At 65.6% G+C, this 16,032-nt stretch carries 14 protein-coding genes; 7 read left to right on the top strand and 7 right to left on the bottom strand.

Translation table 11 applies throughout. The features are described from left to right. Positions 1-83 precede the first annotated feature (83 nt). The 3 genes from J7E80_RS21515 to tkt are packed head-to-tail and all read right to left on the bottom strand — an operon-like array spanning position 84 to position 5,043. A complete protein-coding gene (locus tag J7E80_RS21515; protein WP_215054249.1) occupies positions 84-1,718 on the bottom strand; it encodes a glucose-6-phosphate isomerase in 1,635 nt (544 codons plus the stop codon). Positions 1,719-1,724: 6 nt separating this feature from the next. After that, positions 1,725-2,840, bottom strand: coding sequence for a transaldolase (gene tal / locus J7E80_RS21520; protein WP_215054250.1), 1,116 nt, complete (start codon positions 2,838-2,840; stop codon positions 1,725-1,727). A 37-nt stretch (positions 2,841-2,877) separates the two neighbouring features. After that, positions 2,878-5,043: a transketolase gene (tkt, locus tag J7E80_RS21525; RefSeq protein ID WP_396020828.1), complete on the bottom strand. Its 2,166-nt coding sequence runs from the start codon at positions 5,041-5,043 to the stop codon at positions 2,878-2,880. Between the two features lie 454 nt (positions 5,044-5,497). On the opposite strand from tkt, the gene J7E80_RS21530 reads away from it, so the two are divergent. After that, positions 5,498-6,460, top strand: coding sequence for a heme o synthase (locus tag J7E80_RS21530; protein WP_215054251.1), 963 nt, complete (start codon positions 5,498-5,500; stop codon positions 6,458-6,460). Positions 6,461-6,845: 385 nt separating this feature from the next. Here the strand turns inward: J7E80_RS21530 and J7E80_RS21535 are convergent, their stop codons facing one another. From J7E80_RS21535 to J7E80_RS21545, 3 genes are read right to left on the bottom strand one after another with little or no spacing between them, the layout of a single operon-like run. Continuing rightward, positions 6,846-7,790: a COX15/CtaA family protein gene (locus tag J7E80_RS21535; RefSeq protein ID WP_215054252.1), complete on the bottom strand. Its 945-nt coding sequence runs from the start codon at positions 7,788-7,790 to the stop codon at positions 6,846-6,848. A gap of 7 nt (positions 7,791-7,797) precedes the next feature. Further along, positions 7,798-8,556, bottom strand: a complete 759-nt coding sequence (locus J7E80_RS21540; RefSeq protein ID WP_215054253.1) for an ABC transporter permease — start codon at positions 8,554-8,556, stop codon at positions 7,798-7,800. Beyond that, complete coding sequence (locus tag J7E80_RS21545; RefSeq protein ID WP_215054254.1) at positions 8,553-9,521, bottom strand: ABC transporter ATP-binding protein; 969 nt, start codon at positions 9,519-9,521, stop codon at positions 8,553-8,555. Before J7E80_RS21545 ends, J7E80_RS21540 begins: the two co-directional genes overlap by 4 nt. Positions 9,522-9,649: 128 nt before the next feature. On the opposite strand from J7E80_RS21545, the gene J7E80_RS21550 reads away from it, so the two are divergent. From J7E80_RS21550 to J7E80_RS21575, 6 genes are all read left to right on the top strand, one after another. Continuing rightward, a complete protein-coding gene (locus J7E80_RS21550) occupies positions 9,650-10,498 on the top strand; it encodes a helix-turn-helix domain-containing protein (RefSeq protein WP_215054255.1) in 849 nt (282 codons plus the stop codon). Continuing rightward, the gene (gene sufB, locus J7E80_RS21555; RefSeq protein WP_215054256.1) at positions 10,495-11,958 is read left to right on the top strand and encodes a Fe-S cluster assembly protein SufB; all 1,464 of its coding nucleotides are present in this window, start codon (positions 10,495-10,497) and stop codon (positions 11,956-11,958) included. Before J7E80_RS21550 ends, sufB begins: the two co-directional genes overlap by 4 nt. After that, positions 11,958-13,208: a Fe-S cluster assembly protein SufD gene (gene sufD, locus J7E80_RS21560; RefSeq protein WP_215054257.1), complete on the top strand. Its 1,251-nt coding sequence runs from the start codon at positions 11,958-11,960 to the stop codon at positions 13,206-13,208. The genes sufB and sufD overlap by 1 nt, the downstream gene beginning before the upstream one ends. Before the next feature lie 27 nt (positions 13,209-13,235). Beyond that, entirely contained in the window at positions 13,236-13,595 is a 360-nt protein-coding gene (locus J7E80_RS21565; RefSeq protein WP_215054258.1) for a non-heme iron oxygenase ferredoxin subunit, read from the top strand. Positions 13,596-13,701: 106 nt separating this feature from the next. Then, positions 13,702-14,499: a Fe-S cluster assembly ATPase SufC gene (gene sufC / locus J7E80_RS21570; RefSeq protein WP_215054259.1), complete on the top strand. Its 798-nt coding sequence runs from the start codon at positions 13,702-13,704 to the stop codon at positions 14,497-14,499. Positions 14,500-14,511: 12 nt separating this feature from the next. Continuing rightward, positions 14,512-14,844 (top strand): metal-sulfur cluster assembly factor, encoded by a 333-nt coding sequence (locus J7E80_RS21575; protein ID WP_215054260.1) that lies wholly within the window; start codon positions 14,512-14,514, stop codon positions 14,842-14,844. A gap of 246 nt (positions 14,845-15,090) precedes the next feature. Here J7E80_RS21575 and J7E80_RS21580 read toward each other — a convergent pair whose 3' ends face one another. Further along, positions 15,091-15,984: a neutral zinc metallopeptidase gene (locus J7E80_RS21580; protein ID WP_215054261.1), complete on the bottom strand. Its 894-nt coding sequence runs from the start codon at positions 15,982-15,984 to the stop codon at positions 15,091-15,093. Positions 15,985-16,032: the final 48 nt, after the last annotated feature.

Here is a 16,032-nt window from a genome sequence, read left to right on the forward strand (position 1 = left end):
CGCGGATCCCGCAACGGGTTCCCGCTCCTGCCTGCTGTTGTCTTTTTGCCGAATAGGGTTTCTGGCATGGTTGGTTCGGTGCCTTAGCTTTCAGTGGCGGATGATGCCCGGCTGGCAAGAGCGGAAACAATCTCCTGCAGCTGGGCCACGCCCGCTGCGCGGTCGGTGAGGTGCAGACGGAGGACCGGACGGCCGTGTTCGCTCAGGACCTGGGCGTCGCCGGCAGCCTGCGCGGCGATGAGCTCCCCGAAGGTGAACGGGCGGTCCGGGATGGCCAGGTCCTCGCTGGACGCGGCCGTGACCTGCAGGAACACGCCGATTGCCGGTCCGCCCTTGTGGAACTGCCCGGTGGAGTGCAAGAAGCGCGGTCCCCAGCCGAAGGTGACCGGCCGGCGGCTCACCCGGGCGAGTTCGTCGCGGATGCCCTCAAGCTGAGAGTACGCCAGGCGGTCGAAGTAGGCCTGGAAACTGAGGTACCCGTTGGCGTCCAGCTGCGAGAGCAGGGCCGCGACCGACTCGGCTGCCGTGCCGGCATTGCCCAGCCATTCACCGCCGCGGACCTCAATGGCGCCGTCGGTGAAGGCGGCCGGCGTCGGTTCCGGCTGCGCATCCAGCAGGCCGCGGGCAGCTACCTTGGCGGCCTCCACATCGGGCTGGTCGAAGGGGTTGATGCCGAGCAGGCGCCCGGCTACGGCGGTGGCGAACTCCCACACCATCATCTGGGTGGCGAGGCCGCCGGCAATGGCAACTTCATTTTCACCGAGTTCGACGTCGGCATCCGCGCCTACCAGCCGCACCACCAGGACGTCTTCCGCGCCGGAGGTGACCTCCGGCGCGGAGGGGCCGGCGACCACCGGCAGGATGCCGGTGCCGAGCTTGCCGGTCGATTCGGCGATGAGCTGCTCAGCCCAGTCGGCAAAGCCGACGATCCCCGAACCGTCCTCGGCGATGACGATTTTGTCCCGCAGCGGGTTTGTGCCGCCAAGGGCCGTTCCCAGCGCCAGGCCGATGTTCTCCGGTGCGTCCTCGTTGAGGATTTCCGCGGCTTCCTCGGCCTCGTCGAGGAAGGACTGGATGTCCACGCCGGCCAGGCCGGACGGAACGAGTCCGAAGGCGGTCAGTGCAGAGTAGCGCCCGCCCACGTTGGGGTCGGCGTTGAAGATGGCACGGTAGCCAGCCTCCCGGGAAGCCTTGTCCAGCGGCGATCCGGGGTCGGTGACGATGATGATCCGGCTCTTCGCATCGATGCCCGCTGCGGTGAAAGCGTGCTCGAAGATCCGGCGCTGCGAATCCGTTTCCAGGGTTGACCCCGACTTCGACGAAACCACGATGGCGGTTTCCTCGAGGCGGTCCGCGAGGGCAGCACCGATCTGTTCGGGGTCGGTGCTGTCCAGCACGGTCAGCTCAACGCCAGCGGTACCGGCAATGACTTCCGGAGCGAGGGAGGAGCCGCCCATTCCACAAAGGACAATACGGGTGACGCCTTCGGCCTTCAGCGCATCGCGGAGTTCCAGGATCCCGTCCACGAGGGGCTGGGAGACTGTAGCCGCCTCCACCCAGCCCAGGCGGATCGATGACTCGGCCTCGGCATCGGGACCCCACAGAGTGTGGTCCTTGGCGAAGATCCGGGTGGCGATGCGGTCCTCCACCAGGGCGGGCAGGTGCTGCTCAAGGGCCTTCCGGGCGGCACCGGTGGCGTCGTAGCTGAGTGTGTTCATTGTGGACTAGGAAGCCTTCCGTGCGTTGGCGAGGGCGCCCTCGACGTCGGCGAGGAGTTCTTTCCAGCTGGCGACGAACTTGTCGAGGCCTTCGGATTCAAGGACCGCGACGACGTCGTTGTAGGAGATCCCGAGGCCTTCGAGTGCGTTGAGCGTGGCGTTGGATTCCTCGTAGGTGCCCGTGACGGTGTCGCCGGTGACGACTCCGTGGTCGAACGTGGCGTCCAGGGTCTTCTCCGGCATGGTGTTCACGACACCGGGGGCGACGAGCTCGGTGACGTAAAGGGTGTCCGGGTAGGCCGGGTCCTTCACGCCGGTCGAGGCCCACAGCGGACGCTGCGGCAGGGCGCCTGCTTCGGCCAGGACGGCCCAGCGCTCGGTGGAGAACTGCTCCTGGTAGACCTGGTAGGCCAGGCGTGCGTTGGCCAGGCCGGCCTTGCCCTTGAGGGCCTTGGCCTCGTCGGTGCCGATGGCGTTGAGGCGCTTGTCGATTTCCGAATCCACGCGGGAGACGAAGAACGAAGCCACGGAGTGGATCTTGGAGAGGTCGTGGCCGTTGTCCTTGGCCTGTTCCAGACCGGACTGGAAGGCGTTGATGACCGCACGGTAGCGCTCGAGCGAGAAGATCAGTGTCACGTTGACGCTGATGCCCTCGGCCAGGGTGGCGGTGATGGCTTCGAGGCCTTCGAGGGTGGCGGGGATCTTGATGAGGACGTTGTCCCGGCCGACCTTCTTGTAGAGGTGCTTGGCCTCGGCGATGGTGGCTGCGGTGTCCCAGGCGAGGCGGGGGTCCACCTCGATGGAAACGCGGCCGTCAACGCCGTTGGTTGCCGCGGCGACCGGTGCGAACAGGTCGCAGGCGTCGGCGACGTCCGTGGTGGTGATTTCGAAGATGGTCTCTTCGATGCTGGCGCCCGCCGCTGCCTCCTTGGCGATCACGGCGTCGTAGTCGTGGCCGGTGGTGATCGCGGCGTGGAAGATGGACGGGTTCGTGGTGACACCGACAACGTTCTTCTCCTCGATCAGCTTCTTCAGCGTGCCGGTCTTGAGGCGGCCGCGGGAGAGGTCATCGAGCCAGATGGAGACACCGGCGTCGGAGAGCTGCTGAGTGGGGGTAGTCATTTCATTTTCTCCTTGAAACTGTGGGGTGCTGTCAGGACTAGAGTGCGGCGAGGGAATCCTTGGCGGCGGCGGCGACAGCTTCCGCGGTGATGCCGAATTCCTGGAAGAGGCGCTTGTAGTCTGCCGAGGCGCCGAAGTGCTCGAGGCTGACGGAGCGTCCGGCGTCGCCGACGAACTCCTTCCAGCCCAGGGCCAGGCCGGCTTCGACCGAGACGCGGGCCTTGACCGCTGCCGGCAGGACCGACTCGCGGTAAGCGGCGTCCTGCTTGTTGAACCACTCAACGCATGGCATGGACACTACGCGGGTGGCGATGCCCTCGGCCTGGAGCGCTTCGCGGGCCTGGACGGCGAGCTGGACTTCCGAACCGGTGCCGATCAGGATGACCTGGGCGTCAGCGGTCTGTCCGTCCTTGGAGGCTTCGGCCAGGACGTACCCGCCCTTGGCCACTCCGGCGGTGGAACCGAAGGCGTCACCCTGGGCTTCGCCTTCGCCCCGGGCGTAGGTGGGGATGTTCTGGCGCGTCAGGACGATGCCGGCCGGGTTGTCGTGATTTTCCAGCATGGCTTTCCACGCTGCAGCGACTTCGTTGGCGTCGCCGGGGCGGACGACGTCCAGGCCCGGAATGGCCCGGAGGGACGCCAGCTGCTCGACCGGCTGGTGGGTGGGGCCGTCCTCGCCCAGGCCGATGGAGTCGTGCGTCCAGACGTACAGGGACGGCACACCCATGAGCGCACCGAGACGGATGGCGGGGCGCTGGTAGTCGCTGAAGATCAGGAACGTGCCGGAGAACGCCCGGGTCTTGCCGTGCAGGGCGATGCCGTTGACGATCGAGGCGGCAGCGTGCTCACGGATGCCGAAGTGCAGGACGCGCCCATACGGGTTTCCGGACCAGGCGTCGGTCTGCTTGGAGGCCGGAACGAACGACGGTGACCCTTCGATCGTGGTGTTGTTCGACTCCGCGAGGTCAGCCGAGCCGCCCCACAGTTCCGGCATGACCGGACCGATAGCATTCAGGACCTTGCCGGAGGCGGCACGGGTGGAGACGTCCTTGCCGGCCGGGAAGACCGGCAGGGCGCCGTCGAGCTCGGACGGCAGCTCGCGGGCTTCGACGCGCTCCAGGAGGGCAGCGGCCTCGGGGTTGGCGGACTGCCAGGCGGCGAAGGACTCTTCCCATGCCTTGCGGGCGTGGGCGCCACGGTCCACGACGCCGCGGGCGTGGGCCAGCACGTCCTCGTCCACCTCGAAGGACTTCTCCGGGTCGAAGCCCAGGACGTTCTTCAGCGCGGCGACTTCCTCCGAGCCCAGGGCAGAGCCGTGGATCTTTCCGGTGTTCTGCTTCTTCGGGGCCGGGTAGCCGATGATGGTGCGCAGCGAGACGATGGAAGGCTTGGACGTCTCGGCCTTGGCCGCCAGCAGCGCCGAGTAGAGCTCCTGGACGTCTTCCTTGTATTCGCCGGTCTTGGTCCAGTCCACGCGCTGGGTGTGCCAGCCGTAGGACTCGTAGCGCTTCAGGACGTCTTCGGTGAAGGCGATGTCGGTGTCGTCTTCAATGGAGATGTGGTTCTCGTCGTAGATCACGACAAGGTTGCCGAGCTCCTGGTGGCCAGCGAGGGACGAAGCTTCGGACGTGACACCCTCCTGCAGGTCGCCGTCGGAAGCGATGACCCAGATGGTGTGGTCGAACGGGGACGTGCCGGGGGCGGCATCGGCGTCGAACAGGCCGCGCTGGCGGCGCTGGGAGTAGGCGAAGCCCACCGAGGACGCCAGGCCCTGGCCCAGCGGGCCGGTGGTGATTTCCACGCCGGCAGTGTGCTTGTACTCCGGGTGGCCCGGCGTCAGCGAGCCCCAGGTCCGCAGCGCCTGCAGGTCCTTCAGCTCCAGGCCATAGCCGGACAGGAACAGCTGGATGTAGAGCGTGAGGGACGTGTGGCCCGGCGACAGGATGAAGCGGTCACGCCCGATCCAGTCCGGGTTCCGGGGATCGTGGCGCATCATCTTCTGAAAGAGAAGGTATGCGGCCGGAGCCAGGCTCATTGCAGTGCCGGGGTGGCCATTGCCCACCTTCTCGACGGCGTCGGCGGCGAGGACACGAACAGTGTCAACCGCGCGCTGGTCCAAAGTGGTCCATGACAGTTCTTGCTCTTCCAAATGTGGCACGAAAACCGAGCCCCTCTCTGTGCTGACGGCAGGCGGTACGGACATGTCGCGAGAGGGCACAGTTTGGTGCCCGCTGCATTCTTGTCTACCAGCCGTTCACCATTGAAACGTTGATCCTCATTCAGTCGCTGGGCGGTCTGGGAATGCGGTTTCTCGCGTTCTCCCACTGCGCGCTGATCTGCAGACAGCTTAGCTCTATTCCACACTTCGGATAGCGGAAATCTCAGCAGTTGGACGCAATTTTTGTTTTATGAATGACCTTTTTTCGCGCGCTGCGTTAACGTGATCGAAGCGGGCTCGAACGAATCATTTTCAGTGAATTGCCCCGAGGCGGCGATGCCACGGACGGATGCAGGACCGCGGTATGATATCGGGAGGCCACCGGCGGACAGGCCGGCTCCGCACAGCGGAACTCCTAGCCTGTCAACCGCCGTTGAGGGATCATTCCGGACTCAGGATTCGGGCAGATCAGTCAGAGAACACAGCCAGACAGAACAGAGTGACTGCCAACGTGAGCACAACAGATACGCCGCTGACCTCATCCCGGGTTCACGGAAGAGCCGGACTAGCCCGCAAGGCGAAGGCGTACGTCGCTCTCACCAAACCGCGGGTCATTGAACTTCTGCTGGTCAGCACGCTCCCCACGATGATCTACGCCCAGCGCGGCTTTCCGTCCCTCGGCCTCATCCTTGCCACGCTCGTAGGCGGTGCCTTCGCGGCGGGCAGCGCGGGGGCCTTCAACTGCTACATCGACCGCGACATCGACAAGCTGATGCACCGCACGGAAAAGCGCCCCCTGGTGACCGGTGAAGTGACCCCGCGCGAGGCCCTGATCTTCGCCTGGCTCCTTGGTGCGGCCGCCATTGCCATTCTCTGGTTCGGTGCAAACCCGCTGTCGGCCTGGCTCGGGTTCGGAGCCATCGTGTTCTACGTCGTGATCTACACCATGATCCTGAAGCGGCGCACGGCGCAGAACATCGTCTGGGGCGGCGCGGCGGGCTGCTTCCCGGTACTTATCGCCTGGGCAGCGGTCACCAACACAGTCGAGTGGCCCGCCGTCGTGCTGTTCATGGTGATCTTCCTTTGGACGCCGCCGCACTATTGGCCGCTGTCCATGCGCTACGGCGAGGATTACCGCAATGCGAACGTCCCCATGCTGGGAGCCATCGCCGGCGCGCGGGTGGTCTCCGTGCAGGTTGTCCTGTATGCGTGGGCCATGGTGGCGTGTTCGCTGCTGATGGTTCCGGCCGGCGGCGCGGGCTGGGTCTACACGGTCACGGCCGTGCTCGCAGGCGCCTGGTTCCTTTATGAATCGCATGCGTTGTACAACCGGGCACAGGGCGGGGATCTGTCCGACAAGGGGGCCATGAAGGTTTTCCATGGTTCCATCAGCTACCTGACGCTGCTGTTCATCGCTCTGGCCGTCGACCCGTTCGTGGGCTCGGCCATCATCGGCGGCTAGCCACAACCGACGCTCCCTCACCTCTCGCGGCACGATAACCGACGCTCCCTCACCTCTCGCGGCACGATAACCGACGCTCCCTCACCTCTCGCGGCACGATAACCGACGCTCCCGCAGATCCCGGGCGGCTATGACCAACGCTCCCGCAGATTTCGCGTTCATACAGCAAACGCTCCCTCACGTCGTGAGGGAGCGTTTGCTTTTCCGGTGCAGGGTCCGCGGGGGGTTGGCGTGAGGCGGCCGGGTTTGCGGGAGGGTTTAGTGTGAGGCGGCCGGGTCTGAGGGAGGGTTTGGCGTGAGGCGGCGGGATCTGCGGGAGGGTTTGGCGTGAGGCGGCGGGATCTGCGGGAGGGTTTGCTTCCGAGGGAGTGCTGCGCGCCCAGTCCTACCTGGCCGGGCTGGAGCGGGCGATGTCCGCCGCGTTGGTGGCGGCGCTCATCAGCAGTGCGGCACCGAACATGTGGGCGCCCACGAGGAGCACCGGGATGCCGTTGTAGTACTGCGTGAACCCGATGACGGCCTGCAGCAGGGTCACACCCAGGAGCATCAGGACGGCCGTGCGGAACGGCCCGGGGATCCGCCGCTGAAGCACCAGGTAGCAGGCAAACAGGGTCCCGGCGGTGATCAGGTAGGCAGGTACTGCGTGGATGTGGGAGAACAGGTCCCAGTCGAGGTTGTTGCGGGGTGCCTCGGCATCACCGGCGTGGGGGCCGGCGCCTGTGACCACAACACCGAGCATGACGGCCACGGCGGAGAACACCGCGACGGCGGTCATGAGCGGACGCGCGACTCCCGGCAGTGCGGGCAGGGGGCGGTCCATGAACCGTCCCGTCCGGCCGTAGGCCCTGTTCACGAGCAGCGTGGCGAAGACCACCAGTGCCATGGAGACGAGGAAGTGAAGCCCCACCACCCACGGGTTCAGTTTCGTGAGCACGGTGATCCCGCCGATGACCGCCTGCGCCGGGATGCTGGCCAGGAGGCCCACGGCCAGCAGGAACAGGTCCTTGCGTTCCTTGCGCATGTTCCACAGGTAGACCAGCATCATCGCCGCGACAGCGGCGAGGGCAAACGTCAGGAGCCGGTTGCCGAACTCGATGAAGCCGTGGATACCCATTTCCGGCGTGTTCACCAGCGATGCTTCCGTACAGCGCGGCCAGGTGGGGCAGCCCAGCCCGGACGAGGTCAGCCGGACGGCGCCGCCTGTGACCACCAGGAGTGTCTGCCCGATCAGGGACAGCACGGCGAGGCGGCGGATGGTCGAATCAACGCTGACCGGAAGCCTGGACGCAATGCGGCTGACGATCTGGGGGAGGCGCGAAGCCGTGCTCACGGTTTTCTCAATTCCACTTGAACCAACGGATGGCTGCGGCGCCGGCGAGAGCCAGCCACAGCAGCAGGATTAGGACGGCGTTGCCGTTGACCGCCCCGTGCAGGAACGCATCGCGCATTCCCTCACCGAGCGACCCCGAGGGCAGAAGGTGAACGGTGTCCTGCGCCAGCTGCGGCAGCCGTTGCGCGGGGATCACGATGCCGCCTAGGGCGCCCAGGAGAATCCACAGCAGGTTGGTGATGGCGAGGGTGGCCTCGGGCCGGACTGTGCCCGCAACCAGCAGGCCGAGCGCCGTGAAGGCGGCGGCCCCGAGAACCAGCAGGCCCAGACCCGGAATCCAGCCTGACGCATCAGGATGCCAGCCGAGGGTGAGGGCAACGGCCGTGACCACGAGGACCTGCAGGGCGAGCACGGCGAGGACAGCGAGGATCTTGCCGGCAATGAGGCCCGTGCGGCCCAGCGGGGTGGTGGAGAGGAAGCGCAGTACCCCGTAGCGGCGGTCAAAGCCGGTCGAGATTCCCTGCCCCGTGAATGCCGTGGACATCGCGCAGAGGGCGAGGATGCCGGGCACGGCCACGTTGATCCTTGTGTCGCCCATTCCGTCCAGCAGCGGGGTGACGGTCAGGCCGACCAGTGCCAGCAGCGGAAGCACGACCGCCAGAATCAGCTGTTCGCCGTTCCGGAGCATTGTCACGGCTTCGTATTTGCCTTGCAGCATGATGCGGCGGAGCAGGGGAGCGGGAGCGCCGCTGAGCGTGGGCGTCATCGGACGTCCCTTCCGGAAATGTCGAGGAAAACGTCTTCGAGGCTTCGCGCCTCCATGCTCATCGATCCAGGCATCACGCCATGCTCAGCCCACCAGGCGGTCAGGGCGGCGAGATCGTCCGGTGTGAGCGCGCCGGTGGCCGAGTAGCTTCCGGCCCGCGTTTCCACGATCTCCACCTCGGCGGGCAGCACGCCGGTGAAGTCGAGGCCGGGCAGCGCCTCAAAGTGCAGCGTGCGGACATGGCCCTTGTGGGTTGTCTCTGGAGTCCGGTGCTGCAGAAGCTGGGCTACGGTGCCCTCGGCAACGTTCCTGCCGGCGTCGATGATGTAGACATAGTCAGCGAGCCGCTGGGCATCGTCCATCAGGTGGGTGGTCAGGATGATGCCCATCCCGCTGTCCCGGAGTTCTGAGATCAGCCCGAAAACCAGTTGGCGCGATTGGGGATCAAGCCCGGCGCTCGGTTCATCGAGGAAGAGGACCTCCGGGTTGCCGATGAGTGCTGCCGCGAGGGCAAGCCGCTGTTTCTGTCCGCCGGACAGCCGCCTCACGGTGGTCCGGCTGAACGCGTCGATGCCGAGCCGCTGCACCAGATCATCCAAGGGCATTGGGTTCCGGTACATCCCGGCGATGTGGCGGAGGAGCGGGAGGGGACGGGCCGACGGCGGGAGGCCGCCTTCCTGGAGCATGACACCTACGCGGGAACGCAGGTCGGCACCGGCGTTGCCGGGATCCTGGCCGAGGAGGGAGATCGTTCCGCCGGACCGCTTCTGCAGGCCCTGGGCGCATTCGATGGTGGTGGTTTTGCCGGCGCCGTTGGCGCCCAGGAGGGCCGTCACCTCGCCGCGTCCGGCGATGAGTGAGACGTCACTCACCACCCTCAGCATCCTGCCATCGAGGGTGGGCAGCGGACCGACGTCCTTAATGAGCCCGTTGATGGCAAGAACGGGGGATTTGGGGGATCGCACCCCAGCATTCTACGTGAAGTAGTACTGTCTTTCCTGAGTCCTTTCCTGAGCCGGGCAGGTGACCGTAGGTTAGCCAAGCCTTGCTGGATGGGTGGAGTAAATTACGACATGATTGTGTTGTGTATTCCATGACGAACTCCACTTCCCTGCCTTCGGCCGGGTCTGGCGCGCGAATCAGCGTGCTGCGCGGTGGAAAGCCGGCTGCCCAGGGCGCACCGTCGCCGGCCGCCGACTCCGATGAGCGCACGCGCGATCGCGTCCTCAGCGCTGTGCTGGAACACGGCCCCGTCAGCGCCGCGGAACTGGGCGATCTGCTCGGCTTTACTCCGGCTGCCGTCCGCCGCCACTTGGACCATCTGTCCCGTGCCGGGGTCATCGAGGTCAAGCGCGTTGCCCGTGCCGGTGCGGGCGCCGGCCGTCCGGCCCGCCGCTACGTCCTGAGCTCCCAGGGCCAGTCCACACTGGGTGATGACTATCTGAACATTGCCAGTTCGGCGCTCAAGCAGCTCGAGGAAATGGCGGGCGCCGAAGCGGTCCGCAAGTTCGCCGTCGAGCGTTTTGCCGACATGGAACGCCGCTACGCCCCTGAAGTGGACCAGGCCGGAACCGACATCACGGCCCGCGCCCAGGCGCTATCCGCCGCCCTGTCCCGGGACGGCTACGTCGCCTCCACGGCCTCCATCGAGGCCAAGTCCCCGCTGCCGGCCGCACTTTCCAGCGTCCAGCTCTGCCAGGGCCACTGCCCCATCCAGCAGCTGGCCTCGCAGTTCCCGGTGTTTTGCGACGCGGAAACGGAAACCTTCTCCCGGCTGGTCGGCGTGGACGTGAGGCGCCTGTCCACCTTGGCACGCGGGGGCCACGTCTGCACCACCCACATACCCACAGGCCGTCCGGCCGCGACGGAGGCCCATGCCCCCGGAGCGGGGCAGGACACCCTGAACGAAGTATCCAACCATCTGCAAGAAAGGCCGCTATGACGGACCAACTATCAGAGAACACGGTTGCGGAGACTGCTGTCATTTCGGAGATTCTGGAGAAGAATCCCGAACTGCACGGGATCGGCACCTACGAGTACGGCTGGGCCGACAAGAACGACGTCGGCGCCAACGCCCGGCGCGGTCTGAATGAGGACGTCGTCCGCGACATCTCGGCCAAGAAGGGCGAGCCGGAGTGGATGCTTGATCTGCGTCTCAAGGGCCTGAAGTACTTCGACCGCAAGCCCATGCCCACCTGGGGCGCGGACCTGTCCGGGATCGACTTCGACAACATCAAGTACTTCGTGCGTTCCACCGAGAAGCAGGCCGCCACTTGGGAAGACCTGCCTGAGGACATCCGCAACACGTACGAGAAGCTCGGCATTCCGGAAGCTGAGCGCAGCCGCCTGGTCTCCGGCGTGGCCGCCCAGTACGAGTCCGAGGTCGTCTACCACCAGATCCGCGAGGACCTTGAGGCACAGGGCGTCATCTTCCTGGACACGGACACCGCGCTGCGCGAGCACCCGGAAATCTTCCAGGAGTACTTCGGCACCATCATCCCCGTGGGCGACAACAAGTTCGCATCCCTGAACACGGCGGTATGGTCCGGCGGTTCCTTTGTGTACGTCCCCAAGGGCGTCCACGTGGACATTCCGCTGCAGGCCTACTTCCGCATCAACACGGAAAACATGGGCCAGTTCGAACGCACCCTGATCATCGCGGACGAGGACTCCTACGTCCACTACATTGAGGGCTGCACCGCCCCGATCTACACCTCGGATTCGCTGCACTCGGCCGTCGTGGAAATCGTGGTCAAGAAGGGCGCCCGCGTCCGCTACACCACCATCCAGAACTGGTCCAACAACGTGTACAACCTGGTGACCAAGCGTGCCATCTGCGAAGAAGGCGCCACCATGGAATGGATCGATGGCAACATCGGCTCCAAGGTCACCATGAAGTACCCTGCCGTCTACCTGACGGGCGAGCACGCCAAGGGCGAGACCCTGTCCATCGCGTTCGCCGGCGAAGGCCAGCACCAGGACACCGGCTCCAAGATGGTCCACATCGCGCCGAACACCAAGAGCTCCATCATCTCCAAGTCCGTGGCCCGTGGCGGCGGACGCGCAGCCTACCGCGGCCTGGTCCAGATCCGCGAAGGCGCCAAGCACTCGGCCAACACCGTGCGCTGTGACGCCCTGCTCGTGGACACCATCAGCCGTTCGGACACCTACCCGTACATCGACATCCGCGAGGATGACGTCCAGCTGGGTCACGAGGCAACTGTCTCGCGCGTTTCCGAAGAGCAGCTTTTCTACCTCATGTCCCGCGGCATGCGTGAAGACGAAGCCATGGCCATGATCGTGCGCGGCTTCATCGAGCCGATCGCCCGTGAGCTGCCGATGGAATACGCCCTCGAGCTGAACCGCCTCATTGAACTCCAGATGGAAGGATCCGTCGGTTAATGACTGCCGAAATTACTACTGAGAAGGCCCGCATCGGCGCCCCTTCCATCGCAGGTTTCACCGAGGAAGGCGAGGGACTGGTCTCCGCCAAGGTCGACCACAGCCACAACCACGGCGTCACCGTGATGTCCTCGCGCGCCGAACGGCTAACGAGCTTCGACGTCGCTGACTTCGCTCTGCCCACCGGCCGCGAGGAGGAATGGCGCTTCAGCCCGGTCCGCGCGCTGGCCAACCTGCTGTCGGACACCGCGACGGCTCTTGACCCGGAGCCCGCTGCCGCTTTCACCGTGGACGCGCCGGAAGGCTACCTCCGCACCCCGCTGGCACCCGGTGCCGCACCGCGCGGAACTGTCCTGACCCCGGCCGACCGTGCCGCCGTCGTCGCCTCCGCCAACGCGGACGAGGCCCTGCATCTGGTCATCCCGGCGGAAGCCGAACCGGCTGAGCCGCTGCGGATCCTGGTCCACGGTGCCGGTGCCGGACGCCGCTCCAACGCCCACTTCGTGCTTGAGGCGGGTGCAAACTCGCGCAGCGTCGTGATCGTGGAGCACACCGGTGCGGCCGACCACAACGGCAACGTGGAAGTCATCGTCGGCGAGGGCGCAAAGCTCACCGTGATCTCCGTGCAGCTCTGGGAAGACGACGCCAAGCACCTGGGCCAGCACGACGCGCAGGTGGGCAAGGACGCCGTGTACAAGCACATCGCCGTGTCCCTGGGCGGCTCCATCGTGCGGCTCAACTCCAACGTCCGTTTCTCGGGTGAAGGTGCCGAAGCCGAACTGCTGGGCCTCTACTACGCCGACGCCGGTCAGCACCTGGAGCACCGGTCCTTCGTTGACCACAACGAGCCGAACTGCAAGTCCAACGTGCTGTACAAGGGCGCCCTGCAGGGCAAGAATGCGCACACCGTTTGGGTGGGCGACGTCCTCATCCAGAAGCAGGCCCTGGGCACCGACTCCTACGAGAAGAACCAGAACCTCGTGCTGACGGACGGCTGCCGGGCGGACTCGGTTCCGAACCTCGAGATCGAAACTGGTCTCATCGAGGGTGCCGGACACGCGAGCTCCACCGGACGTTTTGACGACGAACACCTGTTCTACCTCATGGCACGCGGCATTCCGGAAGAAGTGGCGCGGCGGCTCGTCGTCCGCGGCTTCCTCAACGAGATCATCCAGCAGATCAAGGTCCCGGCTCTCGAAGAGCGCCTGACCGAGGCTGTTGAGCGTGAACTCGCCGCAACGAATTCCTAAGCAGCCCGGAAAAGTACAGGACAACGGATGACTGAACAGCCAAAGGGCGAGCTCGTCTGCAACGTCAACGAGATCCAGCCCAAGCAGGCCCTGCGGATCCTGATCGACGACTACCCCGTCGCGATCGTCAAGGACTCCATGGGAGAAATCCACGCCATTGGCGACACCTGCTCACACGCGGACATCTCCCTCTCCGAGGGTGAGGTCGAGGGCTGTGCCATCGAATGCTGGGGCCACGGTTCGCAGTTCGACCTGCGCACCGGCGAACCGCTTCAGTTGCCGGCCTACGACCCCGTCCCCGTGTTCGCGGTGGAAATCGTGGGCGACGAGGTCTATGTGGACTTCACCCACGTCCTCAACGGCGCCGAGACACCGAACTTCAGCTAGCCGCCGGCCTGTTTCGAAAGCCCGGCCTGTACCAGAACTTAACAACTTCCAGACCAAAGACCGCACCGCTGCCCCAAACGGCACGGTGCAGAGGAGAACAAGACACATGTCTACTCTTGAGATCAAGGACCTGCACGTCAGCATCGACACCGAGCAGGGCACCAAGGAGATCCTGAAGGGCGTCAGCCTGACCATCCGGACCGGCGAGACCCACGCAATCATGGGCCCCAACGGCTCGGGCAAGTCCACTCTCGCGTCCACCATTGCCGGCCACCCGCGCTACAACGTCACCGGCGGAACCATCACCCTGGATGGCGAAGACGTCCTGGCCATGAGTGTCGACGAGCGTGCCCGCGCCGGCCTCTTCCTGGCGATGCAGTACCCGGTGGAGGTCCCTGGTGTCACCATGACCAACTTCCTGCGCACCGCCAAGACCGCGATCGACGGCCAGGCCCCTGCCCTCCGCACCTGGACCAAGGACGTCAAGGCCGCCATGCAGCAGCTGCGCATCGATGCCGACTTCGCCCAGCGCAACGTCAACGAAGGCTTCTCGGGCGGCGAAAAGAAGCGCGTGGAGATCCTCCAGCTCGAGCTGTTCAAGCCCAAGTTCGCCGTGCTCGACGAGACCGACTCCGGCCTCGACGTCGACGCCCTCAAGATCGTCTCCGAAGGCGTCAACCGCGCACACGCCGAGGGCAAGATGGGCACCATGCTCATCACGCACTACACGCGCATCCTGCGCTACATCAAGCCTGAGTTTGTCCACGTTTTCGTTGACGGCCAGGTTGTTGAAGAGGGCGGCCCGGAGCTCGCCGACCGTCTTGAAGAAGAAGGCTACGACCGCTACGCCAAGGGCGCCGGAGCAGCCTCGATCGCTGCCGCTGCTGCCGCAGCTCAGGCCTAGTAAGGACACGCCATGACAGAAATCGACGCAGCCCGCACCGGGCTGGAGGATGTCGAAGAGGCACTCAAGGATGTCATCGACCCCGAGCTTGGGGTCAACATCGTGGACCTCGGGCTGCTGTACGGCCTGAAGTACTCGGAGGATGACGGCGCCCTGCTGATCGACATGACACTCACCACGGCGGCATGCCCGCTCACCGATGTGCTTGAGGAGCAGGTCGGCCAGGCGCTGGACGGCGTCGTGGACGAGTGGCGCCTGAACTGGGTGTGGATGCCGCCATGGGGTCCGGAACGGATCACCGATGACGGTAAGGACCAGATGCGCGCCCTCGGTTTCAACATCTGATCCCCACCGCGTCCCTAAGGAGTACGACGGCGGCCGGCCACCTTCCAGGTGGCCGGCCGCCGTCGTACTCCCATCGACTGCTCCCCACCGGCCCCCTCGCCTCACATGTTGGCCAGGGAACCCTCCCCGCTGCCTCCCCAATCTCGCAAAGCTCGATTGGGGCCCCTCAGTTGCGTGGGCCCAGGCGTGGGCCCACGTGCCCTTTTCAAGCGTGAAAACGGCGTTTAGGGAGCAATCGATGTGGGGTCAGAGCTTGGGGGTGTTGAACGTGTCGCACTGGGCGATGTCGCCGGTCTGGTAACCCCGGTAGAACCATTTCTGCCGCTGCGCGCTGGACCCGTGGGTCCAGCCCTCGGGCGTGACCCGTCCGGTCGCCGCCTTCTGGATGCGGTCATCACCGACGGCGGACGCGGCCGAGAGCGCATCGTTGAGGTCCTTCTGCGTCAGTGGCTCCAGGAAGGGCATGCCTGTCTTGGGGTCCTTCTGTGTGGTGGCGTAGCGGGTCCAGAGGCCGGCATAGCAGTCGGCCTGCAGTTCCACGCGGACGGCACCAGACTCGGCGCCCTGTGGGTCCCGCTGCGCTTCGTCCAGGTCACCGAGAATGTTCTGGACGTGATGCCCGAACTCATGCGCCACCACATACTCCTGGGCCAGCGGGCCGCCGGAGGAGCCGAAGCGGTCCACGAGGTCCTGGAAGAAGCCGGGGTCGAAGTATGCGGTGGTGTCCGCCGGGCAGTAGAAAGGACCGACTGCGGAGGTGGCGGCACCGCAACCGGTCTCGGTGCCGCCGGTAAAGATCACTGTCCGGGGCCGGGGGTAGTCCACGCTGTACTCCGCGAGATAGGCGGGCCAGAAGGCGTTGAGGCTGTTCACCGTTCCGGTGATGCGGCAGTCGAGGCGCTGGTCTGCGTCGGCGCCGGTTGAGCAGGAGGGGGCCGTTCCCTGGCTCTGGCCGGGCTGTTCCTGACCGCTGCCCACCAGCCCCTCGAGGAGCTGCGGGTTGATGCCGAACAGCGCGGCCAGGAGGAGGATTACCCCGCCGCCTATGCCTCCGCCGATTTTCGTGCCGCGGCCCATCCGGCCGCCACGCCGGTCTTCCACCTGGGAGGGGTCCAGTTCGACCCCGTCATTGAAACTCATGCTGTCACAATAGTCTCGTCTGTCCTGGGAGGGGCCGGTTTCGCCGGT

The organism is Arthrobacter sp. ISL-28 (assembly GCF_018613875.1).
Taxonomy (GTDB): domain Bacteria; phylum Actinomycetota; class Actinomycetes; order Actinomycetales; family Micrococcaceae; genus Arthrobacter.